The sequence below is a fragment of the Pseudomonas parasichuanensis genome (assembly GCF_021601385.1).
GTDB lineage: Bacteria > Pseudomonadota > Gammaproteobacteria > Pseudomonadales > Pseudomonadaceae > Aquipseudomonas > Aquipseudomonas parasichuanensis.
In genome coordinates, this window is record NZ_BQHO01000025.1 from 62,408 (window position 1) to 87,924 (window position 25,517).

At 65.6% G+C, this 25,517-nt stretch carries 19 protein-coding genes; 14 read left to right on the plus strand and 5 right to left on the minus strand.

Features of this window, described 5'->3' with window-relative positions:
* The first annotated feature begins 253 nt into the window (after positions 1-253).
* Genes L6D77_RS19085 through L6D77_RS19100 form a run of 4 tightly spaced genes read left to right on the plus strand, consistent with a single transcriptional unit; the run spans position 254 to position 6,036 of the window.
* The gene (locus L6D77_RS19085; protein ID WP_232883651.1) at positions 254-1,753 is read left to right on the plus strand and encodes a flavin-containing monooxygenase; all 1,500 of its coding nucleotides are present in this window, start codon (positions 254-256) and stop codon (positions 1,751-1,753) included.
* 57 nt (positions 1,754-1,810) lie between these two features.
* Positions 1,811-3,454 carry a 3-(methylthio)propionyl-CoA ligase gene (locus tag L6D77_RS19090; RefSeq protein ID WP_232883653.1) on the plus strand — a complete coding sequence of 548 codons (1,644 nt, stop codon included), beginning with the start codon at positions 1,811-1,813 and terminating at the stop codon, positions 3,452-3,454.
* On the plus strand, positions 3,451-4,401 hold the full coding sequence (locus tag L6D77_RS19095) for an alpha/beta hydrolase (RefSeq protein ID WP_232883654.1): 951 nt from the start codon (positions 3,451-3,453) through the stop codon (positions 4,399-4,401). Before L6D77_RS19090 ends, L6D77_RS19095 begins: the two co-directional genes overlap by 4 nt.
* A 54-nt stretch (positions 4,402-4,455) precedes the next feature.
* Positions 4,456-6,036, plus strand: a complete 1,581-nt coding sequence (locus tag L6D77_RS19100; RefSeq protein ID WP_232883656.1) for a GMC family oxidoreductase — start codon at positions 4,456-4,458, stop codon at positions 6,034-6,036.
* 86 nt (positions 6,037-6,122) lie between these two features.
* Here the strand turns inward: L6D77_RS19100 and L6D77_RS19105 are convergent, their stop codons facing one another.
* Positions 6,123-6,746, minus strand: coding sequence for a TetR/AcrR family transcriptional regulator (locus tag L6D77_RS19105; protein ID WP_232883657.1), 624 nt, complete (start codon positions 6,744-6,746; stop codon positions 6,123-6,125).
* 109 nt (positions 6,747-6,855) lie between these two features.
* On the opposite strand from L6D77_RS19105, the gene L6D77_RS19110 reads away from it, so the two are divergent.
* From L6D77_RS19110 to L6D77_RS19140, 7 genes are all read left to right on the plus strand, one after another.
* Complete coding sequence (locus L6D77_RS19110) at positions 6,856-8,649, plus strand: ABC transporter ATP-binding protein (protein ID WP_232883660.1); 1,794 nt, start codon at positions 6,856-6,858, stop codon at positions 8,647-8,649.
* The gene (locus L6D77_RS19115) at positions 8,643-10,403 is read left to right on the plus strand and encodes an ABC transporter ATP-binding protein (protein WP_232883662.1); all 1,761 of its coding nucleotides are present in this window, start codon (positions 8,643-8,645) and stop codon (positions 10,401-10,403) included. Before L6D77_RS19110 ends, L6D77_RS19115 begins: the two co-directional genes overlap by 7 nt.
* Positions 10,403-11,344 carry an ABC transporter permease gene (locus tag L6D77_RS19120; protein ID WP_232883664.1) on the plus strand — a complete coding sequence of 314 codons (942 nt, stop codon included), beginning with the start codon at positions 10,403-10,405 and terminating at the stop codon, positions 11,342-11,344. The genes L6D77_RS19115 and L6D77_RS19120 overlap by 1 nt, the downstream gene beginning before the upstream one ends.
* Positions 11,341-12,282, plus strand: coding sequence for an iron chelate uptake ABC transporter family permease subunit (locus tag L6D77_RS19125; protein ID WP_232883666.1), 942 nt, complete (start codon positions 11,341-11,343; stop codon positions 12,280-12,282). Before L6D77_RS19120 ends, L6D77_RS19125 begins: the two co-directional genes overlap by 4 nt.
* Positions 12,279-13,055 (plus strand): iron ABC transporter ATP-binding protein, encoded by a 777-nt coding sequence (locus tag L6D77_RS19130; RefSeq protein ID WP_232883668.1) that lies wholly within the window; start codon positions 12,279-12,281, stop codon positions 13,053-13,055. The genes L6D77_RS19125 and L6D77_RS19130 overlap by 4 nt, the downstream gene beginning before the upstream one ends.
* Complete coding sequence (locus L6D77_RS19135) at positions 13,052-14,041, plus strand: siderophore ABC transporter substrate-binding protein (RefSeq protein WP_232883669.1); 990 nt, start codon at positions 13,052-13,054, stop codon at positions 14,039-14,041. Before L6D77_RS19130 ends, L6D77_RS19135 begins: the two co-directional genes overlap by 4 nt.
* Positions 14,042-14,161: 120 nt before the next feature.
* Positions 14,162-16,378 carry a TonB-dependent receptor gene (locus L6D77_RS19140; RefSeq protein ID WP_232883671.1) on the plus strand — a complete coding sequence of 739 codons (2,217 nt, stop codon included), beginning with the start codon at positions 14,162-14,164 and terminating at the stop codon, positions 16,376-16,378.
* Between the two features lie 40 nt (positions 16,379-16,418).
* On the opposite strand, the gene L6D77_RS19145 is transcribed toward L6D77_RS19140, so the two are convergent.
* From L6D77_RS19145 to L6D77_RS19160, 4 genes are all read right to left on the minus strand, one after another.
* A complete protein-coding gene (locus tag L6D77_RS19145) occupies positions 16,419-17,270 on the minus strand; it encodes a helix-turn-helix transcriptional regulator (protein WP_232883673.1) in 852 nt (283 codons plus the stop codon).
* Between the two features lie 106 nt (positions 17,271-17,376).
* Complete coding sequence (locus tag L6D77_RS19150) at positions 17,377-18,417, minus strand: ABC transporter substrate-binding protein (protein WP_232883674.1); 1,041 nt, start codon at positions 18,415-18,417, stop codon at positions 17,377-17,379.
* 242 nt (positions 18,418-18,659) lie between these two features.
* Positions 18,660-20,150, minus strand: coding sequence for an aldehyde dehydrogenase (locus L6D77_RS19155; protein ID WP_232883675.1), 1,491 nt, complete (start codon positions 20,148-20,150; stop codon positions 18,660-18,662).
* 135 nt (positions 20,151-20,285) lie between these two features.
* Entirely contained in the window at positions 20,286-21,197 is a 912-nt protein-coding gene (locus tag L6D77_RS19160) for a LysR substrate-binding domain-containing protein (RefSeq protein ID WP_125464386.1), read from the minus strand.
* Positions 21,198-21,291: 94 nt separating this feature from the next.
* On the opposite strand from L6D77_RS19160, the gene L6D77_RS19165 reads away from it, so the two are divergent.
* From L6D77_RS19165 to L6D77_RS19175, 3 genes are all read left to right on the plus strand, one after another.
* Positions 21,292-22,383 carry a tartrate dehydrogenase gene (locus tag L6D77_RS19165; protein ID WP_232883677.1) on the plus strand — a complete coding sequence of 364 codons (1,092 nt, stop codon included), beginning with the start codon at positions 21,292-21,294 and terminating at the stop codon, positions 22,381-22,383.
* Positions 22,384-22,571: 188 nt separating this feature from the next.
* The gene (locus L6D77_RS19170; RefSeq protein ID WP_232883680.1) at positions 22,572-24,170 is read left to right on the plus strand and encodes a BCCT family transporter; all 1,599 of its coding nucleotides are present in this window, start codon (positions 22,572-22,574) and stop codon (positions 24,168-24,170) included.
* A gap of 193 nt (positions 24,171-24,363) precedes the next feature.
* Positions 24,364-25,485, plus strand: coding sequence for an aromatic ring-hydroxylating oxygenase subunit alpha (locus L6D77_RS19175; RefSeq protein WP_232883682.1), 1,122 nt, complete (start codon positions 24,364-24,366; stop codon positions 25,483-25,485).
* Positions 25,486-25,517 lie beyond the last annotated feature (32 nt).

The window sequence follows — 25,517 nt, forward strand, 5'->3', positions numbered from 1 at the left end:
CCAAGCCGTCCCTGATGCACGACCACGCCGGCAGCCTCGCGCCCGGCGTCTGGTTGCAGGCCACACCCAGCCGACACCTCCCGCGTGCCCGCTTTTCTCCAAAGCAAGGCCCGCATGATTCGAGCAGAGGCGGGACATCTCCCCGAGCTGCTCAGCCCGCAGCAACGACGTTGATCTGCCGACAGCCCCAGTCGCTGCGCACAAGCCCCTCTCAATCAACTGCCCGGCCTGATCACACAGGCGCGGAGACCTCATGAGCAACCAACATTTCGATACCTTGATCATCGGTGCAGGGCTGTCCGGCATCGGCACCGCCTGCCAGCTGGCGCAGGAGTTCCCGGAGCGCAGCCTGGCGATCCTGGAGCGTCGCGCCTGCATGGGAGGAACCTGGGACCTGTTCCGTTACCCGGGCATTCGCTCCGACTCGGACATGCTCAGCTATGGCTACAAGTTCCGCCTGTGGGACAGCGCCAAGGTGCTGGCCGATGGCGCATCGATCCGGCGCTATATCCAGGACACGGCACAGCAGCATGGCCTGAGCAAGAAGGTCCATTACGGGCTGAAGATCACCAGTGCCAACTGGTCCAGCCAGCAGCGCCTGTGGCAGGTGAGCGCCCTGCACGAAGCCTCTGGCAGCGTGCGCCACTACACCTGCAAGTTCCTGCTGTGCTGCACCGGCTACTACAACCACGACGACGGTTTCCTGCCCAGCTTCCCGGGCGAAGAGGCATTCAAAGGGGTTCGGGTTCATCCGCAGCACTGGCCCGAAGACCTGGACTACACCGGCAAGAACGTCGTCGTGATCGGCAGCGGTGCCACCGCGGCCACGCTGATCCCGGCCATGGCCGACAAGACCCGCCACATCACCATGCTGCAGCGCTCGCCCTCGTACATCTACTCGCTGCCATCGACCGACAAGCTCACCGCCGCACTGTCGCGCATCATGCCGGCACGCTGGGCGCTGGGCCTGGCACGCAAGCGCAATATCGTGCTGTACCGCGCCGCCTACATCGCCTGCCGGCAATGGCCGCGGCTGACGCGCCGGATCATCCTCGCCCACGTGCGCCGCCAGGTGGGCCCCGATGCCGACATGCGCCACTTCACGCCCCACTACATGCCGTGGGACGAGCGCCTGTGCGCGGTGCCGGATGGCGACCTGTTCAAGGCCATTCGCAGCGGCCAGGCCTCGGTCGAGACCGATCACATCGAGCGCTTCACCGAAAACGGCATCCAGCTGAAGTCCGGCAAGCACTTGCCCGCCGACATCATCATCGCTGCCACCGGCCTCAGGCTGCAGGTACTCGGCGGCATGACCGTCTCGGTGGACGGCACCCCCTACCCGGTGGGCGAGCAGATGACCTACAAGGGCGTGCTGCTGGAAAACCTGCCCAACATGGCGTGGATCTTCGGCTACACCAACGTCTCCTGGACCCTCAAGGTCGGCCTGGCCGCCAGCTACCTGTGCCGGCTGATGCGCTACATGCAGCGCAACCAGTTCGATGTCGTGACCCCCTACGACAACGCCAACAACGCGCTGGCAGACGGGATCATGAACTCGATGAAGTCCGGCTATATCCAGCGCGACCAGCAGTTCCTCCCGCGCCAGGGCAAGTCCTATCCATGGTTCGTCTTCATGCATTACGGCCGCGACAAGAAAATGCTGCTCAAGGACCCCATCGAAGATGACCGCCTGGCCTTCCAGCGCAGTGCGCACAACGCCTATGACTCCCGGCCCACTCGCGTAACCGGTTGAGCACGACACGCCTCCCGGCCTTTTGGCCGGGCATGACAACAAGAAAGGTAGAGCCCCATGCAAGGCCAAATGATGACGCTGCCGCTGACCATCCCTTCACTGCTCGAGCACGCCGAGCGCTATCACGGCGACACCGAGATAGTCTCCTGCACCCTTGAAGGCCCCGTTCATTGCTACACCTATGCCGACGCCCACCAGCGCGCCAGGCAGGCTGCCAACGCCCTGACCCGGCTCGGTGCCAGGCCAGGCATGCGCGTAGGCACCCTGGCCTGGAACGGCTTCCGGCATTTCGAGCTGTACTACGCGATCTCGGGTACCGGCGCGATCATGCATACCGTCAACCCCCGCCTGTTCCCCGAACAGATCAGCTGGATCGTCCGGGACGCCGAGGACGAAGTGGTGTGCTTCGACCTGAGTTTCGCAGCGTTGGTGCAGACCATTGCCAAGGATTGCCCGAGCGTGAAGCACTGGGTGGCGATGACGGATCGGGCGCACATGCCGGCCATCAACATCGCCAACCTGCTGTGTTACGAGGACCTGCTGACCGCCGAGTCGGCACAGTTCGCCTGGCCGCAGCTGGATGAGCACTCAGCGGCGACGCTGTGCTACACCTCCGGCACCACCGGCAACCCCAAGGGCGTGCTCTACTCCCACCGCGCCACCTTGTTGCATGCGTTTTCCAGCTCGCTGCCCGACGCACTGGCGCTGTCTGGCCGCGATGTGGTGGCCCCGGTGGTGCCGATGTTCCACGTCAACGCCTGGGGCTTGCCGTACTCGGCGCCGCTGGTGGGCGCCAAGCTGGTGTTGCCTGGCGCCAACCTGGACGGCGAAAGCATCTTCAAGCTGTTCGAGCGCGAAGGCGTGACCTTCTCTGCCGGTGTGCCGACCGTGTGGCTGAGCCTGCAACAGTACCTGCGCCAGCACAGCGCCCGCCTCCCCGCCCTGCAGCGCATGGTCGTCGGTGGCGCGGCGTGCCCGCCGGCATTGATGCGCAGCTTTGAGCAGGAGTTCGGCATTCGCCTGCAGCACGCCTGGGGCATGACGGAGTTGTCGCCCACCGGGACCGTCAACACGCTGAAGGCATCGCACCTGGCGCTGGATGAAGAGGCCCGCTTTGCCATCGCGGTCAAGCAGGGCCGTCCGCCCTTCGGCGTCGACCTGAAGACAGTGGACGACGACGGCAACGAGCTGCCCCGCGATGGCAAGACCGCGGGCGCCCTGATGGTGCGTGGGCACTGGGTCATCGAGCAGTATTTCGGTCTCGACCAGAGCCCGCTGGTGGACGGTTGGTTCCCCACCGGTGACGTGGCCACCCTCGATGCCGATGGTTTCATGCAGATCACCGACCGGGCCAAGGACGTGATCAAGTCGGGCGGCGAGTGGATCAGTTCCATCGACCTGGAAAACATCGCCATGGGCCATCCGGCAGTCGCCGAAGCGGCGGCGCTGGGTATCGCCCACCCCAAGTGGGACGAGCGCCCGTTGCTGGTGGTGGTGCTCAAGCCCGGCCAGGCCGCCAGCCGCGACGCCGTGCTGGCGCTGTACCCCGGCAAGGTAGCGCGGTTCTGCATCCCCGACGATGTGGTGTTCATCGAAGCCTTGCCGCACACCGCCACCGGCAAGGTCAGCAAGGTGCTGTTGCGCGAGCAATTGCGCGACTACCGCTGGCCTGCCCAAAACCGGCCCGAGGTGACGTCATGAATGCACAGCCCTATACCCGCGAAATCGACCCGTCCGAGGGGCGCTGGAAAAGCAGGCTGGTCAATAGCCTGCTGCGCCTGCTGGTGAAGTCGGGGCACGGCCTGAACATCGATATCGGCAAACTGCGCAAGCAGTTCGGCAGGCTCGACGGCCAGGCGCCAAAAGCCCTGCCCAAGGATGTTCAACGTATCGAGGTGAACTGCAACGGGGTGCCTGCCCAGTGGCTGGCACCTGCCGATTGCCGCCCCGAACGGGTGCTGCTGTACATCCATGGCGGCGCCTTCGTCGCCTATACCCCCGAGGTCTACGCCGCGATGGTGGCCGGCTGGTGCCGGCCGCTCAAGGCGCGGGCGCTGATGGTGGATTACCGCCTGGCGCCCGAGCACCCTTTCCCCGCCGCACTCGATGAGGCGCTGCAGACCTACGGCTGGCTGCTGGAACAAGGCCACAAGGCCGAAAACATCGTGATCGCCGGCGACTCGGCAGGCGGCAACCTGGTGCTTGCGCTCCTGCAACGCCTGCGCGACGACCGTCAGCCATTGCCCAGCTGTGCCGTGCTGCTGTCGCCGTTCCTGGACTTCACCCTCAGTGGCGCGAGCGCGCTGGGCAACGCGCGTCACGACCCGATCTTCACCCTGGCCTTCGCCATCGGCATCCGCGGTTTCTACGCGCCCGCCGAGTTGCATGGGCAACCGGCGGTGTCGCCACTGTTCGGCCGCTTCGACGGCCTGCCGCCGCTGCTGTTCCAGGTCGGCAGTACCGAGATGCTGCTGGACGACTCGGTGCGCGCCGCCGCCAAGGCTTCGGCGGCCGGCGTGCCGGTGCACCTGGAGATCTGGAAGCGCCTGCCCCATGTGTTCCAGATGATCGCCGCGCTGCCACAGGCCCTGGCGGCGCAAAGGCACATCGTCAGCTTCGTCAATCGATACACGGCCTGGGATGGCTGACCGGTCCCGCTGTTCAAGCCCTCCCCCTTCATTGCCCCTTTAGAGAACAACAACATGGAATTCGACTATCTGATCGTTGGGGCCGGCTCTGCCGGCTGTGTCCTTGCCAACCGCCTCAGCGCCGACCCGAGCGTCACCGTGGGCCTGCTCGAAGCCGGCCCCGAAGACCGCTCGCCGCTGATCCACACCCCCATCGGCATGGCCGCCATCCTGCCGACCCGGCATGTCAACTGGGCCTTCAAGACCACCGCGCAGCGGGGCCTGGGCGGGCGTCAGGGCTACCAGCCGCGCGGCAAGGTGCTGGGTGGCAGCAGCTCGATCAACGGCATGGTCTACATCCGCGGCCACCACGACGATTACAACGACTGGCAGGCGCTGGGCAACGAGGGCTGGTCGTTCGACGACGTACTGCCCTACTTTCGCAAGAGCGAAATGCACCATGCCGGCCAGGATGATTTTCATGGTGGCGAGGGCGAGCTTTATGTCGGCGCCGCGCACCGGCATGTCGCCACCGAGGCCTTCGTCGAGTCGGCGATCCGCGCGGGGCACAGCTACAACAAAGACTTCAACGGCGCCCGCCAGGAAGGTGTCGGCTATTACGACGTGACCATCCGTGACGGCCGTCGCTGGAGCACCGCCACCGCGTTCCTCAAACCGGTGCGCCAGCGCAGCAACCTCACGGTGCTGACCAACACCCATGTCGACAGCATCGTGCTGCAGGGCGAACGGGCCACGGGCGTGCAGGCGCTGATCAAGGGCCGTCGGGTGCACCTGAAGGCACGCAAGGAAGTGCTGCTGGCCGCAGGCACCTTCGGCAGCCCCCACCTGTTGATGCTGTCGGGCATCGGCCCAGAGGACGAGCTCAAGCCCCAGGGTATCGCCGTGCGCCATGAGCTGCCCGGTGTCGGCCAGAACCTGCAGGACCACCCCGATGTGGTGCTGTGCTACAAGAGCAACGACACCTCCCTGCTGGGTGTTTCCATGGGTGGCAGCGTGAAGATGGGCAAGGCGATGTACGACTACCTGCGCCACCGAAGCGGCCCGCTGTCGAGCAACTGCGCCGAGGCCGGTGGCTTCCTGAAGACCGACCCGGCCCTCGCACGGCCGGATATCCAGCTGCATGCCGTGATCGGCACGGTCGACGATCACAACCGCAAACTGCACTGGGGGCATGGTTTCAGTTGCCACGTCTGCGTACTGCGGCCCAAGAGCATCGGCAGCGTCGGCCTGGCCTCGCCGGACTCACGGGTGGCACCGCGCATCGACCCCAACTTCCTGGGGCACGACGATGACGTCAATACCCTGCTCAAGGGTTACCGCATGACCCGCGAGATCATCGCCCAGACACCGATGGCCAGCTTTGGCCTGCGCGACTTCTACAGCGCGGGCCTGCACAGCGACGAACAGTTGATCGACCTGTTGCGCAAACGCACCGACACCATTTACCACCCGATCGGCACCAGCAAGATGGGCCAGGACGAAATGGCAGTGGTGGACAGCCAGTTGCGGGTACACGGTATCGAGGGCCTGCGGGTGATCGACGCCTCGATCATGCCCACGCTGGTCGGTGGCAACACCAATGCCGCCTCGATCATGATCGCCGAGCGCGGTGCCGAGTGGGTCGCTCAAGCCTGAGGCCATCAGAGGTTCGCCATCGTGTTTTCCACGCCCCTGAGATCGAACGCCGCCAAGGCGGTGCTCGACCTCAGGGGCGCAAGCCGCTAACGCCCCACCACACCTTGCTGCTCTAGCAGTACCAACGCCCCCACGACCAGGGCGCGCATGCCTTCGGTCAACTCGACCTCCATCTCCTGCTCTTCCTGCAAACCATCAGCGTCCAGCAGCGGCTCGCGCCCTGCCACGGTGTACACCGTATCGGCGACCGCGAAACCATGGAACGCCACCGTCGACAGCAGCCAGCGCGCCTGCTCTGCGGACAGGTCATAGGCCTCGGCGATATGCGCCTGATGGTCCTTGATCTTGCTGATCATCACCTGCGTCGCCGCCAGCCTGCGGATCACGTAGGGCGTCAGCCCTGGGTGGGCCTTGACGAATGCCTGCACCGACGCCGCGAAACGCAGCAGGTAGGCCTGCAAACCTTCTTCGGTGTCATCACTCGCCCGGGGGATCTGCCAGCGCTGGAAGATCTCCTCGGCCACCAGGCACTTGAGCGCATCGATGTTCGCCACGTGCTTGTACAGCGCCATGTGGCTCACCCCCAACGCGGCGGCTACTCCCACGAAGGTGAGGCCGGGCAGGCCAATGGCGATGCTCACGTCGGCAATGCGTTCACGGGTAATGGTGCGCGGGCGCCCGCGGCCGGGTGAGGGTTGTGGTGGTTGCATCAGGTGCTCCTGGCTCGGTGAAGAGTGACTTTTAGCCGTCTTGTCGGGTTTTCGCAAATTAGTTTATAGTCATGCAACTAATTACTTCGCAGCAGCCCAGGCCCGCTTCATGTCTGATTCATCCTCCACGTCCAACGCTGCCGCGCAGGCCAAGCCCCAGGCGCGCGGCCCCATCAGCCGTGTACTTGCGCCCATTCGCGGGCAGTTGATCGTTGCCGCCTTGCTGGCCGCGACAGGCGCCATGCTGACCCTGGTGCCGCTGGCAGGCATCGAGTACATCGCCCGGCTGGCCTTGAGCGACGCCGACGCGGCCAGCGCCATCGGCCAGGCCGTTGTGGTCAGCGTGGCCTGCCTGTTCGCCGGCATGGCGTTGATCACAGCCGGCGAGTGGCTGGCGCACCGGGCCGACAACCGCATCACCCACCACCTGCGCGTAGCCATCGGCCAGCGCCTGATGCAGGTACCGCTTGGCTGGTTCACCGAGCGGGCCTCCAGCGAGGTCAAGCGGGCGATGCAGGACGACATCGGCACCCTGCACAGCCTCACCGCGCACTTCTACACCACCCTGGGCCGCGCCTTGGGCGCCGTGCTGATTTCGGTGGTCTACCTGTTCGCCATGGACTGGCGCCTGGCCTTGGTGTCGTTGCTGCCCTTCCCGGTGTTCTTCCTGTTCCTGCGCCGGGCCATGCAGGCCAGCGCCACGCACATGGACGCGGTGATCGCCGGCATGGCGCGCATCGATAACGCGGTGGTCGAGTTCGTCAACGGCATGCCATTGGTCAAGGCCTTCGGTGACCGGGGCAATGCCCAGGACCGCTACCGCGCGGCGGTCGACGCCTTCGCCCAGACCTTCACCGGCTTCACCCGCCCGCTGGTGGCCTCGATGGCCAAGGCCAATGCGTTGATCGCGCCGGTGACGGTACTGGGCCTGGTGCTGCTGGCCGGCATGCTGTTCATCGCCCTGGACTGGATCGAGCCCCTGCAGCTGCTGCCCTTCGCCCTGGTGGCGCCGGGCCTGTGCGCCCCGTTGCACCTGCTGCACTACATCACCCACGACCTGAACAACGCGGTCGGCGCCGCCCAGCGAGTCCAGGCGCTGCTGGACACGCCCGTGCTGCCTGCGCCGGCCACGGGCCTCACGCCCAACGGCAACGAAGTCCGGGTGGAACAGCTCAGCCACGCCTACACCCCCGGCAACACGGTGCTCAGCAACCTCAGTTTCACCCTCACGCCCGGCACCACCACCGCCATCGTCGGCCCTTCCGGCGCCGGCAAGTCCACAGTAGCGCGCCTGCTGCTGCGATTCTTCGACCCCGACAGCGGGCGCATCACCCTCGGCGGCGTCGACCTGCGGGATATTCAGAAGCAGGCGCTGTACCAGCACATCGGCTTCGTGCTGCAGGAGGTGCGGCTGATACACGCCAGCGTGGCCGACAACATCGCCCTGGGCCGGCCAACGGCGACCCGCGAACAGATCGAGGCGGCGGCCCGCCTGGCCAACATTCACTCGCGCATCGTGCAACTGCCTCGCGGCTACGACTCGGTGATCGGCGAAGACGCACAGTTGTCCGGCGGTGAACAACAGCGCCTGAGCATCGCCCGCGCGGTGCTGCTCGACCCGCCGCTGCTGGTGCTCGACGAAGCCACCGCTGCCGTCGACGCCGACAGCCAGGCGGCGATCCAGGCTGCCCTTTCGCGCTTTGCCCAGGGCCGCACGCTGCTGGTCATCGCACACCGGCTGGACACGGTGATGCACGCCGACCAGATCCTCGTGCTCGACGAAGGCGAGCTACGCGAGCAAGGCCGTCACTCAGAACTGCTCGCACACCGGGGCTTGTATGCCCGCCTCTGGGCCCAAGGGCATTACCAGGACACCGAGAAAAAGGCACTGCCGGCATGCTGAAAACCTTCATTCGACTGTTGGGTGACAGCGCCCCGGTATGGCGCCGCTACGTGCTGATGACCGTGCTGTATGGCGTGTTCAGTGGCCTGACCATCAGCACCCTGGCGCCACTGATGCTGCACCTGCTGGGGGGCGATGTGCACAGTGCCAGTGCCTGGCTGGCAGTACTGGCCGCCGGTATGGCCCTGTGCGGGTTCTGGCGACGCCCTGTGGAACAGGCCGGCATCGCCCTGGCGACGGCGATACTGCAAGGCGGCCGCCTGCGCCTTGGCGAACAGGTGGCGCAGCTGCCGCTGGGTTGGTTCACCCCCGACAACACCGCCCGGCTCGGGCACGTCATTACCCAGGGCATGATGGGCGTCGCCCAACTGCCGGCCCATGTGCTCACCCCCTTGATCAGCGGCGTGGTCATGCCGCTGGTGCTGGTACCAACGCTGTTTGCCCTGCACGGGCCCCTGGGCCTGATCGCCCTGCTGGCCCTGCCGGCACTGGCCACGGTGCTGCCGCTCAGCGCCCGCCTGGGCCGCCATGGCAGCGAGGCCTATCAGCAGCACTTCGCCGAGGCCAGCCAGCGCATGGTCGAGTTTGCCCAGGCCCAGTCGGTGCTGCGCGCCTTCAATGGCGATGGCGGTGGCACGCGTTTGCTGGCGCAAAGCCTGGAGCGCCAGCGCCGCAGCGGCATGGGCCTGATCCTGCGCTCGGCGCTGTCGGCGCTGCTCAACAGCTGGGCCGTGCAGGCGACGTTCGCGGCGTTGCTGACGGCCGCCGGCCTGTGGTTCAGCCGCCAGCTGGGTGGCCAACCGCAGGAGGTGGTGGCGGTGGTCGTGGCATTGGCGTTGGCCTGCCGCTTTATCGACCCCCTGCAGGACGTGGCCAGCCATGTCGAGGTCCTGCGCGGCGCCCGTGGCCAGCTCAAGGAAATCGAACGGATCCTGGCGGCCAAGCCGCTGCCGGAGCCGCTTTCGCCCGAGCTGCCAGAAGGCAGCGCCATCGAATTGCAGGGTGTAAGCCTGCGCTACGGCGACGAAGGGCCCGACGTGCTGCATGACCTGCACCTGCAGCTTCCGGCAGGCCGCATGACGGCGATCATCGGTGCCTCGGGCTCGGGCAAGAGCTCGCTGCTGCGCCTGATCGCGCGCTTCTTCGATGCCAGCCAGGGCAACGTGCGGATTGGCGGCGTGGACGTGCGGCAGATGGCCCGCGCCACCCTGACCGCCACGGTCGGCCAGGTGCTGCAGGACACCTGGCTGTTCCAGGGCAGCATCGCCGACAACATCCGCATCGGCAAACCCGAGGCTAGCGATGCCGAGGTACTCCAGGCCGCCCGCATGGCAGGCCTGGAGGCGGTCATACAGCGCCTGGCCCAGGGCCTCGACACCCCGGTCGGCGAAGGCGGCGCGCGGCTGTCGGGGGGCGAGCGCCAGCGTGTGACCATTGCCCGCGCACTGATCAAGCAGGCCCCGGTGCTGCTGGTGGACGAAGCCACCGCCGCCCTGGATGCCGACAACCAGGCGCTGATCGCCGCCACCCTGCACAGCCTGCGCGGGCGCTGCACGCAGGTGGTCATCGCCCACCAGCTGGGCACGGTGGCTCTGGCCGACCATATCGTGGTGCTCGATGCGGGCCGGGTGGTCGAACAAGGCTCGCCTGCTGCCTTGCGCGCCAGCGGCGGCTACTACGCCCGCTTCCTCGAGCAGCGCCACGCCGCCAGCGCCTGGCGCATCGCCGCACCGTCGACGGTGGCACAGCCTTGATGCGCCTGTCCTGGCTGTTGCTGTTCCTGCTGTTGTGCCTGGCCTCGTTGGCGGTGGGCGCCCGCGAACTGGCCTGGTCGCAACTGCTGACGCTGCACGGCGACACCTGGCTGACCCTGACCGCCAGCCGCCTGCCGCGCCTGGCCGCACTGATCCTGGTGGGCATCGGCCTGGCGGTGTGCGGGGTGATCCTGCAACAGATCGTGCGCAACCGCTTCGTCGAGCCCGGCACCTGCGGCGCGCTGGATGCCGCCCGCCTGGGCATCCTGCTCTCCCTGGGGCTGGCGCCGACCGCCGGTGTGCCCGTGCAGATGCTGTTCGCCCTGGGCTTGTGCTTTGCCGCAAGCCTGGTGTTCGTCGCCATCATCCGCCGCATCCGCGCCAGGAACGCGGTGCTGGTACCGGTGATCGGCCTGATGTACGGCGGGGTGCTGAGCGCGCTGGCCGAGTTCTATGCCTACCGTTTCAACCTGCTGCAAAGCATGCAGGGCTGGTTGCTGGGCGACTTCTCCAAAGTGGTGCAAGGGCGCTACGAACTCATCTACCTGATCCTGCCGATCATCGCGCTCACTTACCTGTATGCCCACCGCTTCACCCTGGTCGGCATGGGCGAAGGCATGGCCACCAGCCTGGGCCTGAACTACAGCGCCAACGTGGCGCTGGGGCTGATACTGGTCGCGGTGACGGTGGCGGCCAGCGTGATCACCGTCGGCGCCATCCCCTTCGTCGGCCTGGTGGTGCCCAACCTCATCGCCCTGCGCCATGGCGACAACCTGCGCCGCACCCTGCCCCTGGTGGCGCTGGGCGGCGCGGCCTTGCTGCTGGTCTGCGACCTGGCCGGGCGGCTGCTGATCTACCCCTTCGAAGTGCCCATCGGCCTGACTGCCGGCGGCCTGGGCGGCCTGATCTTCCTGGGGCTGATCCTCTGGAGGCAGCGATGAAGCGCCGCCTGCTGCCGTGGGCCGCGGTCATCGCCCTGGCCTGCGTGTTCGTGTTCGCCAATGCCGGGCTGGACTTCGACTACGTAATCCCCAAGCGCCTCGCGCGCCTGGCCGCCATGGTCATCGGCGGCGTGTGCGTGGCCTGCTCGGCCATCGCCTTCCAGACCCTCACCGGCAACCGCATCCTCACCCCCGCGATCATGGGCTACGAAGCGGTGTACCTGCTGCTGCAGGCACTGCTGGTGCTGGGCATGGGCATGCAGGGCCTGGTGCTGCTGGGCAACGACGGCAATTTCCTGCTCTCGGTGCTGCTGATGCTCGGCTACTCCTGGGCCCTGCACCGCTGGCTGTTTCGCGAAGGCCACAGCAACGTGTATTTCCTGCTGCTGGTCGGGCTGGTGCTGACGATGGTCATGACCACCTTCACCCAGTTCGTCCAGCTCAAGGTCAGCCCCGGCGAATTCTCGATGCTGCAGGGCTACACCCAGGCCTCGTTCAACCGCGCCTCGCTGCCGCTGCTGCTCGGCTCGGCGCTACTGGTGGCGCTGCTGTGCGCCGTGCTGGCCAAGGCCGCGCCGGTGCTCGATGTGCTGGCGCTGGGGCGCGACCAGGCCATCTCGCTGGGGGTGGACTACCGGCGCAGCGTGCGCCTGCACCTGGCCGTGATCGCCACGCTGGTCGCGGTATCCACCAGCCTGCTCGGGCCCACCGCGTTCATGGGTGTGTTCGTCGCCAACATCACCTACCGCCTGGCGGGCACCTTCCGCCACCGGGTCACCCTGGCCCAGGGCAGCGCCGTGGCCATTGCCGTGTTCATCGCCGCCCAGTTGCTGGTCGAGCATGTCTTCAACTACAGGACCACCGTCGGCATCCTCGTGAACCTGGTGTGTGGCACCTACTTCCTCGCCCTGATGGTGCGCAACCGGGGAGCCGCATGATCACCGTCCACGACCTGCATAAACGCTATGGCAACAAGGCCGTGCTGGCCGGGGTCAGCGCCAGCTTCGCGCGCCAGCGCCTGACTTCGTTGATCGGCCCCAACGGCGCCGGCAAGACTACCCTGCTGATGATGCTCGCCCGGCTGCTTGCGCCCGGCAGCGGTGACATCCGCCTGGATGGGCAAAGCATCCACGGTATGCCCGTCAGCGAGTACGCCCGGCGCGTCGCCACCTTGCGCCAGTCGGTCGATTTCAACCTGCGCCTGACCGTCGACGAGCTGGTGGCGTTCGGCCGTTTCCCCTACAGCCATGGCGCGCTGACCGTTGACGACCGGCGGGCGATCGACCAGGCCATCGCCTTCCTGGGCCTGGAGCCGCTGCGCCAGGCCAACTTAGACGAGCTCAGTGGCGGCCAGCGGCAGATGGCGTTCCTGGCCATGACCATTGCCCAGGAAACCGACTACCTGCTGCTCGACGAGCCGCTGAACAACCTCGACATGCGCCACGCGGTGCAGATCATGCGCGCGCTGCGCCGGCTGTGCGACGACTTCGGCCGCACGGTGATCCTGGTGGTGCACGACATCAACTTCGCCGCCAGCTATTCCGACTGCATCGTCGCCATGAAGGACGGCCAGGTGCAGTACAGCGGCAGTGTCGACGAGGTGGTAACCGAGCAACGGCTGCACGCGCTGTACGGGCTGGATTTCGACATCACCCACGGCGCGCGTGGCCGCCTGTGCAACTACTTCAACCCACCGAGAGCACCGCGATGAACAGCAACCTTTCCACTGCCGGTTGGCACCTGGCCCTGCTGCTGGGCGCGACCCTGGCCCTGCACGGCTGCAACGAGACGTCGGCCACCACACCGGCCACGGCCAACACCGCGCCCGCCGGCGACTACACGCCGGTCACCGTAAAGCACCAGCTGGGCACCACGGTGATCAAGCAGCCCCCGCAGCGCGCGGTGGCCCTGGACATGAACGAAGTCGACTTCCTCGACCAGCTGGGGGTACCGGTGGTGGGCATGCCGAAGGACTTCGTGCCGCACTTTCTGGCGCGCTACAAAGACGCCGCGCAAACCGCCGACATGGGCTCGATCGTGCAGCCCAACCTCGAAAGGGTACATGCCGCCCGCCCCGACCTGATCCTGATCACCTCGCTGCAGGCCAACCACTATGCCGAACTGAGCGAAATGGCGCCGACCCTGCACTTCGACGTGGACTACCGCGACAGCGAAACCGGCCATGTGGCCGTGGTCAAGCAGCACCTGGCCAGCCTTGGGCAGGTGTTCGCCAAACAGGACCTGGCCCGGCAGAAGCTCGCCGCGCTGGACGCCAAGCTCGACCAGGCACGCAGCGTCACCCAGGGGCGCCCCGAACGCGCGCTGGTGGTGCTGCACAACAACGGCGCCTTCAGCGCCTTCGGCGTGCAATCACGCTACGGTTTCATCTTCAACGACCTGGGCGTCAAGCCGGCCAGCAGCACCCTGGAGACCGGCCTGCATGGCCAGCCCATTTCCAGCGAGTTCATCCAGCAGGCCAACCCCGACATCCTCTACGTGGTCGACCGCACGGCAGTGATGGAGCACCGCCCGGTGATGACCGCCGAAACCCTCGGCAACCCACTGCTGCGCCAGACCAACGCGTGGAAGCACGGCCGCGTGGTGTTCGTCGACCCCGAGGCCTGGTACGTCACCGCCGCCAGCCCGACGTCACTGGCGCTGATCGTCGACGACGTGATCAGGGGTTATCAGCACTGAGTCACGCCTGGCGCAACCGTGCATTGTCATGCTTACAGATGATAATCATTAGCCTTACGTCTTCGCTTAGCAAATACACACATCAAAACCATAACTGCCGCCACCCTTTGGAGCCCCCACGTGTCCCACCGTCCCCTCGCCACTCACCCGGCCTCATCACTCACCCTGCTGGCACACGCCGTGCTGATCGGCCTGGCCTTCGGCGCCGGCGCATTTGCCGCGCCCCCTGCACAGGCCGAAACACCTTCGAGCAACAGCCAGGACGCGGAACAAAAACCGGCGCTCACCGAGTTGTCCGCCACCCTGATCGACGCCCAGGGTATCGCCGACCCACTGCCACCGGCATACGCCGGCGGCCAGGTGGCCACGGGCGGGCGCGTCGGGCTGCTGGGTAACAAAGACTTCATGGAAACGCCGTTCAGCACCGTCAGCTACACCGACACCTACATCCAGGACCTGCAGGCCAAGGACATCACCGACGTGATCGCCGCCACCGACCCCTCGGTGTTCAGCAACGGGCTCACCGGTACCTACAGCGAGAACTATTCGATCCGCGGTTTCCAGACCAGCGTCACCGACATGACCGTCGATGGCCTGTTCGGCATGGCTCCCTATTACCGCGCCTCACCCGAGATGTACGAGCGCATCGAAGTGCTCAAGGGCCCGTCGGCCCTGCTTAACGGCATGCCACCCGGCGGCTCGGTGGGCGGTATCGTCAACCTCATCCCCAAGCGTGCCGGCGACACGCCACTGACCCGCCTCACCGCCACCTACGCCTCCGACGCGCAGCTGGGCGGGCATATCGATGTGGGCCGGCGTTTCGGCGAAGGCAACCAGTTCGGCGTGCGCTTCAACGGCATGTACCGCGACGGCGATACCGCCATCGATGGCCAGGGCCAACGCAACGTGCTGTCGGCCCTGGCCCTGGACTGGCGCGGCGAACGTGCACGGCTGTCTGTCGACCTCTACGACACCGACGACCATATCCGCGGCCAGAACCGTGGCTTGGGCCTTGATGACGGCGTGCCGGTGCCCAGGCCGCCCAAGTCCGACACCCTGCTCAACCCTGACTGGGCCTATGTCGAAACCAAGGACAAGGGCGTGATCCTGCGCGGCGAGTACGAGCTGACCGACCAGTTGCTGGCCTACGGCGCGGTCGGCACCAGCAAGACCGACTACCGCTACAGCGGCGCATTGGTCGGCACCGTGACCAACGCCGCCGGCGACGTCACCACCACCATGGGTCAGCTGCAGATGGAGATCCACAAGACCTCCGCCGAAGTGGGACTGCGCGGCCATTTCGACACCTTTGGCATCAACCACCAATGGTCGCTCAATGCCACCCAGTACAGCGACACACAGAAGGACTTCGGCCGCCGCGCCGCCGGCTCCAGCTGGACCACCAACATCTACCATCCGAGCTGGGGCCCCAAGGTGTCCGAAGCCTGGCCGCCAATCGCCCACACCGAAAACGACCTGAAGAGCTATGGCATTGCCGACACCCTGTCGGTGTTCGACGACCGCCTGCAACTGACCTTGGGCATACGCCGCCAGGAGGTGGTCACCGATACCTTCAACGTCAACACCGGCGCGCGCAACAAGCCCGGCTACGATACCCACGCCAACACCCCGGCCGGCGCCATCCTGTTCAAGCTCACCGACCAGGTGTCGCTGTACGCCAACTACATCGAAGGCCTGAGCAAGGGCGAGGCAGCACCGTTTACCGCCGCCAACTACGGCGAGGTGTTCGCACCCTACGAGACCAAGCAACGCGAAGTCGGCCTCAAGCTAGACCTGGGCACCTTCAGTCATACCCTGGCGCTGTACGAAATCAAGCGCCCGGGCAGCTACACCGACCCGGTTACCAACGTCTTTTCGTCTGGCGGCGAGCAGCGTAACCGCGGCGTGGAATGGAGTTTCTTCGGCGCCCCGCTGCCGGATGTACGGCTGATGGGCGGCGTGGCCCATGTCGACCCCAAGCTGACCAAGACCGCAGGCGGCGTCAACGAGGGCAAGACGGCCACGGCCTATCCCAAGCTGCAGGGCAAGCTGGGCATGGAATGGGATATCCCGGGCTTTGAAGGGCTGACGCTGACCGGTAACGTCACCTCGCAGTCCAAGCAGTACATCAGCGAAGACAACACGCTGTCGATCCCCGGCTACACGATCTTCGACGCCGGTGCCCGCTTCACCACCCAGGTCGCCAGCAAGCCTGTGACCCTGCGCGCCAACATCTCCAACCTGACCGACAAGGATTACTGGGGCGTACCGCTGACCCAGACCTTGGGGCTGGGTGCGCCGCGCACCTATGAGCTGTCGGCTACGGTGGACTTCTGAGGGTCGATGCCCCGCCCATGCTGGCGGGGCAATCCACCGCTCACCGCCTGCGCCGCAGGTAACTCTCCAACGGGTCCTTGCTCAACCCTTCCTGGGCCTGGGCCACCGAGGCAATGAACAGCGAGAACAGCTCCGACTGCTTGGCGATGTCCAGCTTGCTGTACACATGCTTGCGGTGGGTCTTGACCGTGTCCTCGCTGATGCCCAGCCGTTCGGCCAACGAGCGGATGGAATGGCCGCGCAGCATGTACTGGGCCACCAGGCACTCGCGCTCGGTCAACAGCGACGAGCCGAACTGGGTCAGCGCGGCGTTGATCTGCCGGCCCAGCGCACTTTCGAAACGCCCACCCAAGGCATCTGCATCCAGGTCCCCCCAATGCCGGCGCACCACGGCCAACACCCAGGGGGCAATGCGCTTGAGTTCGTCGACCTGCTGCCGGCCCAGGCGGCGGGTGCTGGCCAAGGCCACCGCGATGGTCAGCTTGGGCCCCAGCGGCACGATGTAGTTCAGCTCATCCTCGAGCCGCGCATGCTGGTAGAACGACACGTAGTATTCGCTGCGCTTGAAGTGGTCCGGCGCCACATCGCTGAGCCGGTAGCAGCCTGGGGCGATGCCCTCGATGCAGGCGCGGTAGAACGGGCACAGCAGGTAGAAGCCTTCCAGGTACTTGCCGATGCTGCCCTCGGGCATCCACGGCCCTTCTTCGTCCCGCTCGAACAGGGCCGAAGGCAGCCCTTGATGGGGGAACAGGAACACGGTGATGGCGTGGGAGGGCGCCAGGTAGTTGAGCGCGGCGAACAGCGACTCGACGAACGCCGACGTGCCGATGCAATCGACCACGTGGGCGATCTGCTCGAACCACTGCGCGGATTGAAGCCGGTCTCTGCTCATCTGTTTGCTTGCCTCTTGAATCGGAAAAAGCCGTTGCATCGCTGCAACGGCGTTTTCCATCTTTCCATGCCCCGGGCGGGCTCACCAGCGCGCTGTCGCGCGAGGGTCAGCGCGCCGCCCAGGCATTGAAGCGCTCTTCCAGCTCTTCGCCGTGGTCGACCCAGAACTCGGCGTTCACCAGTTGGGCTTCGGCCAGGTTGCCGGGGGCCGTTGGCAGCTGCTGCTGGATCTCGGCCGGCAATGCATTGACCGCATCGATACGCACCGGGCCATAGGGGATGTGGCTGGAGAAGGTTTTCTGCGTGGCGGCCTGGCTGGCGAAGGTGATGAACTGCTGGGCCAATTCCTTGCTCTTGGAGCCGCGCACAATCGCCCAGTGGTCTGGGTCGTACAGGCTGCCTTGCCAAACGATGCCAAGCTTCGAGCCGTCCTTCTGCGCCGAGGCGATGCGCCCGTTGTAGGCGGCGGACATCACCACATCACCGGCCACCAGCCACTGCGGCGGTTGCGCGCCGGCCTCCCACCACTGGATGCTCTGCTTGATCTGGTCGAGTTTGTGGAACGCGCGGTTGACGCCCTCCGGCGTGCCCAGCACGGTGTACAAATCCTGGCGCGGAACACCATCGGCCAGCAGCGCGACCTCAAGGGTGTACTTGGCGCCCTTGCGCAACCCGCGCTTGCCGGGGAAGCGCTGGGTATCCCAGAAGTCCGCCCACGAGGTCGGCCCGTTGGCGAGCTTCTGGGTGTTGTAGGCCAGCACCATGGACCACACATAGCTGGCCACGCCGCACTCGCTCACGGTACCGGGCAGGTAGTTGGCCTGGTCGCCCAGCAGGGCCGGGTCGATGCGCTCGAACAGGCCTGCTTCGCAGCCGCGGATCAGTTCGGGGCTTTCGACCTCCACCACGTCCCAGGACACATGGCCGACATCGACCATGGCCTTGACCTTGGACAGTTCGCCATTGTACTCGCCCGCCACCACCTTGCCGGCCCCGCTCTGCTCGAAGGGCTGGAAGTAGGCGGCCTGCTGCGCCGCCTTGGTGGCGCCGCCAAAGGAGATGACGGTAAGGCTGGAAGTGCCGGCAACGGCGGGAAGGCTGGCAGCGGCGAGCACTGCGAGGCCAAGTGACGCGGTGATGGTACGCATGAAAAACTCCCTCACGATTTATGGTTGTGTGTATCGAGGCAGTTGGGCCAGTCGGCCCGAGCCCGCGCTGCCCGGGGGCATGCGGGGGATTTCTTTTTTTGTGACTCGTTGGATTGCTGGGGCTGCTGCGCAGCCCTTTCGCGGCACGAGGCCGCTCCTACAAGAGACCGCGCCCCCTGTAGGAGCGGCCTTGTGCCGCGAGAGGGCCGCACCGTTGCCCCAAGCACCTCAAGATCAAGCACTTACCGCAACTGGAACCAAGTGGTCTTCAACTGCGTGTACTTGTCGAACGAATGCAGCGACAAATCCCGCCCAAACCCGGACTGCTTGCCACCACCAAAGGGCACCGTGGTATCCAGCGCATCCATGGTATTGACCGAAACCGTACCGGCCTTCAGCGCCTTGGCCACGCGGTGGGCGCGGTTCAAATCATCGCTCCACACCGACGCCGCCAACCCATAGATGCTGTCATTGGCCAGCTGCACCGCCTGCTCTTCGCTGTCGAACGCGCTGATGGCCAGCACCGGCCCGAAGATTTCATCGCGGGCCAGGCGGCTGTCGCTGCCGACGTTGCCGAAAATCGTCGGCGTGACGAAATTGGACGAGCCATTGAAGGTCAGTTGCTCGCCACCGCTGAGCAACGTCGCGCCCTCCTCGCGCGCCTGGCCGATCGCCCGCACGATGCGCGCGGTCTGCTCGCTGTCGACGATCGCGCCGGCAGCACTGCCCGGGTCAAGCGGGTCGCCCGGCAGCCAGGCCTGGGCCTTGGCGATCACCCGCTCGACGAATTCGTCATGGATCGAGCGCTGCACATACAAGCGCGAGTTGGCCGAGCACACCTCACCCTGGTTGAAGAAGATGCCGAAGGCGGCTTTCTCGGCGGCCAGGTCAAGGTTCTGGCAGTCGGCAAACACCAGGTTCGGGCTCTTGCCGCCGCACTCCAGCCACACCTGCTTGAGGTTCGACTGCGCCGAGTACTGCATGAAGTACTTGCCCACCTGGGTCGAACCGGTGAACACCAGGCAGTCGACATCCGGGTGCAGCCCCAGGGCCTTGCCGGCCTGCTCGCCCAGCCCCGGCACCACGTTCAGCACGCCCTCGGGGATACCCGCCTCCAGGGCCAGCTGGCCAAGGCGCAGGGCCGAGAACGGCGACTGCTCGGCGGGCTTGAGCACCACGCTGTTGCCGGCGGCCAGCGCCGGCGCCAGCTTCCAGGCCGCCATATCCAGCGGGAAGTTCCACGGCACCACGGCGGCAATCACGCCCAAGGGCTCGCGGGTGATGGTGGCCAGGGCATTGGCGGCGGTGGGCGCGACCTGGTCGTAGACCTTGTCCAGCGCCTCGCCATACCAGGCGAACACACCGGCCGCACCGGGCACGTCGATGTTGTAGGCATCCATCACCGGCTTGCCCATGTTCAGCGAGTCCAGCAGCGCCAGTTCTTCGCGGTGCGCCAGCAGCAGGTCAGCCAGCTTGATGAGGATTTTCTTGCGCTGGGTGGGGGCCATGCGCGCCCAGGGCCCTTGCTCGAATGCGCGGCGGGCGCTGCGCACGGCCAGGTCGACTTCGTCTTCACCGCAGGCCGCCACACGGGCCAGCAGCTGGTTGGTGGCTGGGTTGATGGCGTCGAAAGTCGCCCCCGACGAGGCCTTCACCGGGTGGCCGCCAATCAGGGCGGTGTCGATGAATGTTTGGCGGTTGGCCCGCTGCTGCCAGAAGGAAAGGTCGAACACGCTGCGCTCCCACATCGACCGCGTTCGCGGTCAGTTGTTATTGATGTGGGCCGATGGTGCGCCACTCTGGGCGGCGGGAAAATTAGTAAAAATGTTCTCCAGACCTATGAAAAAACTCTCTAGCAAACGCAGCCATCAGTCAGGCAACTGATAGCGCTCGGCAAAGTACTGGCGGAAGAACTCCACCGCCACCCGCACCTTGGCCGAGCCGGCCAGCGGCGCGGTATACACCGCCCAGATATCCGCCGCCTGCTGGTAGTCGGGCAGCACCTGCACCAGGCGCCCGTCTTCGATGCTGTCGTGCACATCCCACCAGGAGCGCAGCAGGATGCCCCGCCCGTCCAGGCACCACTGGTGCGCCACCTCGCCATGGTTGCTCGACAGCGCGCCGGTCACCCGCACGCTTTCTTCGCCTTGCGGGCCTTCCAGGTGCCACAGCCCGAACGGGTGGTCGCGCTCCTTGATCACCAGGCAGTCATGGCTGGCCAGATCCGCCAGCACCTTGGGCGTGCCGCGCTCGGCCAGGTAGCCCGGCGCCGCGCACAGTACCCGGCGGTTGCGCGCCAGCGGCTTGGCGATCAGGTGCGGGGCGATGACGTTGCCGACCCGGATGTCCAGGTCCACGCCCTCGGCGATCAGGTCCACCAGGCGGTCGTGCACGTCCAGGCGGATGTCCAGCCGTGGGTAGCGTGCCGCCAGCTCCGACAACGCCGGCGCCACGAAGCGCCGGCCCAGGCCCAGGCTGCTGGCGATGCGTAGCTGCCCGGCGGGCTCGCGCTGGCCGGCATTGAGGTCGTCGCCCATGCGTTGCAGGGTTTCGAAGATCTGCTGCGCCCACTGGTAGACGCGCTCGCCCTCCTCGCTCACCGTCACCCGCCGGGTGGTGCGGTGCAGCAGGCGCACCCCCAGGCTTTCTTCCAGCAGGCGGATGCGCTTGCTGACGAACGCCGCCGACATGCCGCGCTCGTCCGCCACCGCGGCAAAGCTGGCGCGGCGCGCCACCTGCAGGAAAATATCGAGGTCGTCGAGGTTCGGCAGATTATTCACGTTTCGTGCACCAAGAATTGATCGAATAGCGGATTATCTCCGCAGCGCGCCCTTATAGCATGGCCGCATCCTCCCTGAACACGAGATGCGCCCCATGACCAAGACCTTCAAAATCGCCGCCATCCCCGGTGACGGCATCGGCAACGAAGTCCTCCCGGAAGGTATCCGCGTGGTCGAGGCCGCCGCCCGCAAGCACGGCCTGAACCTGGAGATCGAATTCTTCGAATGGGCCAGCTGCGACTACTACCTGGCCCACGGCAAGATGATGCCGGACGACTGGTTCGAACAGCTCAAGGGCTTCGATGCCCTGTACTTCGGTGCTGTCGGCTGGCCGGACAAGGTCCCGGACCACATCTCGCTGTGGGGGTCCCTACTCAAGTTCCGCCGCGACTTCGACCAGTACGTCAACATCCGCCCGGTGCGCCTGTTCCCCGGCGTACCTTGCCCATTGGCAAACAAGAAGCCGGGCGACATCGACTTCGTGGTGATCCGCGAAAACACCGAAGGTGAATACTCGTCCCTGGGCGGGCGCATGTTCGAGAACACCGAAAACGAATTCGTCCTGCAGGAGTCGGTGTTCACCCGCCGTGGCGTCGACCGCATCCTCAAGTACGCCTTCGAGGTTGCCCAGACCCGCGAACGCAAGCACGTCACCTCGGCCACCAAGTCCAACGGCATGGCCGTGAGCATGCCCTATTGGGACGAGCGCACCGCCGCCATGGCCGCGCACTACCCCGAGATCAGCTGGGACAAGCAGCACATCGACATCCTCTGCGCGCGCTTCGTGCTGCAGCCGGAGCGCTTCGACGTGGTGGTGGCCTCGAACCTGTTCGGCGACATCCTCTCCGACCTGGGCCCGGCCTGCGCCGGCACCATCGGCATCGCGCCGTCGGCCAACCTCAATCCGGAGCGCAAATTCCCGTCGCTGTTCGAACCGGTGCATGGCTCGGCGCCGGACATCTATGGGCAGAACATCGCCAACCCGATCGCGATGATCTGGTCGGGTGCGCTGATGCTCGAATTCCTCGGCAAGGACGGCGACGACGCCCGCTACCAGGCTGCCCACGACGACATCCTCAAGGCCATCGAGACCGTGATCGCCAACGGCGACACCACCCGTGACATGGGCGGCAGCCGCTCGACCCAGGACGTGGGCAAGGCGATTGCCGAACTGCTTGGCGCTTAATCGATAAACCCGAGCCGACAGTCAGGATTGTCTGACAGTCGGCTTGCGGTGCGTAACAATTCAATGCACACTTCGTTAACTAAAAGATATACGTAAACCTACAGTTAACAGAGAGCCCCATTCGACACGGATTTCACCCAACGCCTGACTGACTCCAACTACAAAAAAAATGCCCCTGGAGACAATTGATGTCCCCCAACAATAAAAAGATTGATGTGTTCCTGATCGCCGTGAGCCTGGTTGCCGTGCTGCTCACCGTGATCGGCCTTGCCGCCTTCCCGGCACAAGCCGAAAGCCTTGCCAACCAACTGTTCGAAGTGGCCACCCGCACCTTCGGTACCAGCGTCCAGGTATTGGTGTTCGGCAGCTCGCTGGCCGTGCTGTACCTGGCTTTCAGCAAGTACGGCAACATTCGCCTGGGTGCCGGCAAGCCGGAATACTCCACCACCACCTGGGTGTTCATGTTCATCTGCGCCGGCATGGGTTCCTCGACCCTGTACTGGGGCGTAATGGAATGGGCCTACTACTACCAGACCCCGGGCCTTAACATCGCACCGATGTCGGCCCAGGCGCTGGAGTACAGCGTCAGCTACTCGTTCTTCCACTGGGGTATCAGCGCCTGGTCGATCTACGCCCTGGCCTCGCTGGCCATGGCCTACCACTTCCATGTGCGCAAGAAGAGCGGCCTGAACCTGGCGTCGGTCATTGAAGCTGTGACCGGCTTCAAGGCCACCGGCCCGGTCGGCCGCGCTGTCGACCTGATCTTCCTGTTGACCATGATGGGCGCGCTGACCGTATCCCTGGCGCTCACCGCCTCGACCCTGACCCGCGGCCTGGCGGACCTGGCCGGCACCCCCAACACCTTCACCGTGCAACTGCTGGTGATCGGTGCGGTGGCGCTGCTGTTCTCGCTGAGCTCGTACATCGGCATCGACGGCGGCCTGCAGCGTCTGTCGAAGATGGTCTGCGTCGGCGCCCTGCTGTTCGCTGCCGTGGTGCTACTGGTCGGCCCGACCCAGTTCACCCTGAACAACACCGCCAACTCCATCGGCCTGATGCTGCAGCACTACGTGCAGATGAGCCTGTTCACCGACCCGGCCGGCGACGGCGCCTTCACCCGCAACTGGACGGTGTTCTACTGGCTGTGGTGGGTGTCCTACGCGCCGGGCGTGGCCATGTTCGTCGCTCGCGTATCGCGCGGCCGCTTGATCAAGGAAGTGGTGTTCGCCCTGCTGCTGGGCGGCAGCTTCGGTTGCTGGTTCTTCTTCGGCGCCCTGGAAAGCTACAGCATGCACCAGTTCATCAACGGCCAGATCGACGTGCCCAAGCTGCTCAGCACTGCCGGTGGCGAAGCGGCGGTGACCGACCTGCTGCTGGCCCTGCCGTGGGGCACGCTGTTCCTGGCGGCATACCTGTTCATCATGGCGGTGTTCTGCGCCTCGCACATGGACGCCGCTGCCTACGCGGTGGCCGCCACCAGCACCCGCAACCTGCGTGAAGGCGAGGACCCAAGCCCCACCCTGCGCCTGTTCTGGTGCGTGGTGCTGACCCTGGTGCCGCTGGCCATGCTGTTCGCCAAGGCGTCGCTGTCGACCATGAAGACCGCCGTGGTGCTCACCGCGATCCCGTTCATGGTGATCCTGCTGGTGAAGATCTACGGCTTCTTCAAGTGGCTGGCGGCCGACTACGGCCAGGTGCCGGCGTACCGCATCGAGGAAGAGGCCACCCGCCTGGCGGGTGAAGAGCCGCAAGAGCAAGCGCCGCGTAGCGCGGCGGCGGTGCACTGACCCGAAAACCTGTATCGCCCTATCGCCGGCAAGCCGGCTCCCACAATGTCCGCAGCGCTGCATGACCCTGTGGGAGCCGGCTTGCCGGCGATAGGGTCGCAATGAGCAACCTTGGATTCAGCTGCATTCAAATTTTTTTGCCCTGCTTGTTAACCAATAGATACGCGTTAACCAATAAGAACCGAGACCAGCCATGAACGATTTCAAACGCCTGCCCGCTGATTTTTGTGCCAACCCCGAAGTGGCTTACACACTGCCGGCCAAGTTCTACACCCAGGCCGCGGTGTTCGAGCACGAGAAGGAAGCGATCTTCGCCCGCAGCTGGATCTGCGTCGGCCACCGCAGCGAAGTCGCCGAGAAAAACGCCTACATCACCCGCCAGGTGATCGGCGAAAGCATCGTCATCGTGCGTGGCCGCGACGACGTACTGCGCGCGTTCTACAACGTCTGCCCGCACCGTGGCCACCAGTTGCTCGAAGGCAGCGGCAAGGCCAAGAACGTCATCACTTGCCCGTACCACGCCTGGGCCTTCAAGCTCGACGGCGAGCTGGCCCACGCCCGTAACTGCGAGAACGTCGCCAGCTTCGACAAGGACAACTCCAGCCTGGTGCAACTGCGTGTCGAAGAGTATGCAGGCTTCCTGTTCATCAACATGGACAACGACGCCGCTCCTGTCGAAGACCAGCTGCCGGGCCTGCAAAAGCGCATGCGCGAAGCCTGCGCCGTGATCGACGACCTGCACCTGGCCGCGCGCTTCGTCAGCGACACCCCGGCCAACTGGAAGTCGATCGTCGACAACTACCTGGAGTGCTACCACTGCGCCCCGGCCCACCCCGGTTTCTCCGATTCGGTGGACGTTGGCCAGTACAGCCACAGCCTGCACGGCAACTGGACCCTGCAGTACGGCCTGGCCAAGCCTTCGGAGCAGTCGTTCAAGTTCGATGAATCGGTGAAAGACCCCTCCTTCGCCGGCTTCTGGGCTTGGCCGTGCACCATGTTCAACGTGCCGCCAGGGGCCAACTTCATGACCGTGATCTACGAGTTCCCGGTCGATGCCGAAACCACCCTGCAGCACTACGACGTGTACTTCCTCAACAAGGACATCACCGAAGAGCAGCAAAAGCTGATCGACTGGTACCGCGAAGTGTTCCGCCCGGAAGACCTGCGCCTGGTCGAGAGCGTGCAGAAGGGCCTGAAGTCCCGCGGCTACCGTGGTCAGGGCCGGATCATGGTCGATGCCCAGCGCAGCGGCGTCAGCGAGCACGGCATCGCCCACTTCCACAACCTGATTGCCGTCGCCCACCTGGACGACTGAACACACCGTTAGGCTTGCCCCGCGCCAGGGCC

Bases quoted from the DNA above. Each gene is read 5' to 3' on its own strand.
- L6D77_RS19095 (WP_232883654.1), top strand. From the start codon at position 3,451: ATGAATGCACAGCCCTATACCCGCGAAATCGACCCGTCCGAGGGGCGC.
- L6D77_RS19175 (WP_232883682.1), top strand. From the start codon at position 24,364: ATGAACGATTTCAAACGCCTGCCCGCTGATTTTTGTGCCAACCCCGAA.
- L6D77_RS19090 (WP_232883653.1), top strand. From the start codon at position 1,811: ATGCAAGGCCAAATGATGACGCTGCCGCTGACCATCCCTTCACTGCTC.
- L6D77_RS19120 (WP_232883664.1), top strand. From the start codon at position 10,403: ATGCGCCTGTCCTGGCTGTTGCTGTTCCTGCTGTTGTGCCTGGCCTCG.
- L6D77_RS19150 (WP_232883674.1), bottom strand. From the start codon at position 18,417: ATGCGTACCATCACCGCGTCACTTGGCCTCGCAGTGCTCGCCGCTGCC.
- L6D77_RS19170 (WP_232883680.1), top strand. From the start codon at position 22,572: ATGTCCCCCAACAATAAAAAGATTGATGTGTTCCTGATCGCCGTGAGC.
- L6D77_RS19115 (WP_232883662.1), top strand. From the start codon at position 8,643: ATGCTGAAAACCTTCATTCGACTGTTGGGTGACAGCGCCCCGGTATGG.
- L6D77_RS19105 (WP_232883657.1), bottom strand. From the start codon at position 6,746: ATGCAACCACCACAACCCTCACCCGGCCGCGGGCGCCCGCGCACCATT.
- L6D77_RS19145 (WP_232883673.1), bottom strand. From the start codon at position 17,270: ATGAGCAGAGACCGGCTTCAATCCGCGCAGTGGTTCGAGCAGATCGCC.
- L6D77_RS19130 (WP_232883668.1), top strand. From the start codon at position 12,279: ATGATCACCGTCCACGACCTGCATAAACGCTATGGCAACAAGGCCGTG.
- L6D77_RS19135 (WP_232883669.1), top strand. From the start codon at position 13,052: ATGAACAGCAACCTTTCCACTGCCGGTTGGCACCTGGCCCTGCTGCTG.
- L6D77_RS19100 (WP_232883656.1), top strand. From the start codon at position 4,456: ATGGAATTCGACTATCTGATCGTTGGGGCCGGCTCTGCCGGCTGTGTC.
- L6D77_RS19125 (WP_232883666.1), top strand. From the start codon at position 11,341: ATGAAGCGCCGCCTGCTGCCGTGGGCCGCGGTCATCGCCCTGGCCTGC.
- L6D77_RS19085 (WP_232883651.1), top strand. From the start codon at position 254: ATGAGCAACCAACATTTCGATACCTTGATCATCGGTGCAGGGCTGTCC.
- L6D77_RS19110 (WP_232883660.1), top strand. From the start codon at position 6,856: ATGTCTGATTCATCCTCCACGTCCAACGCTGCCGCGCAGGCCAAGCCC.
- L6D77_RS19165 (WP_232883677.1), top strand. From the start codon at position 21,292: ATGACCAAGACCTTCAAAATCGCCGCCATCCCCGGTGACGGCATCGGC.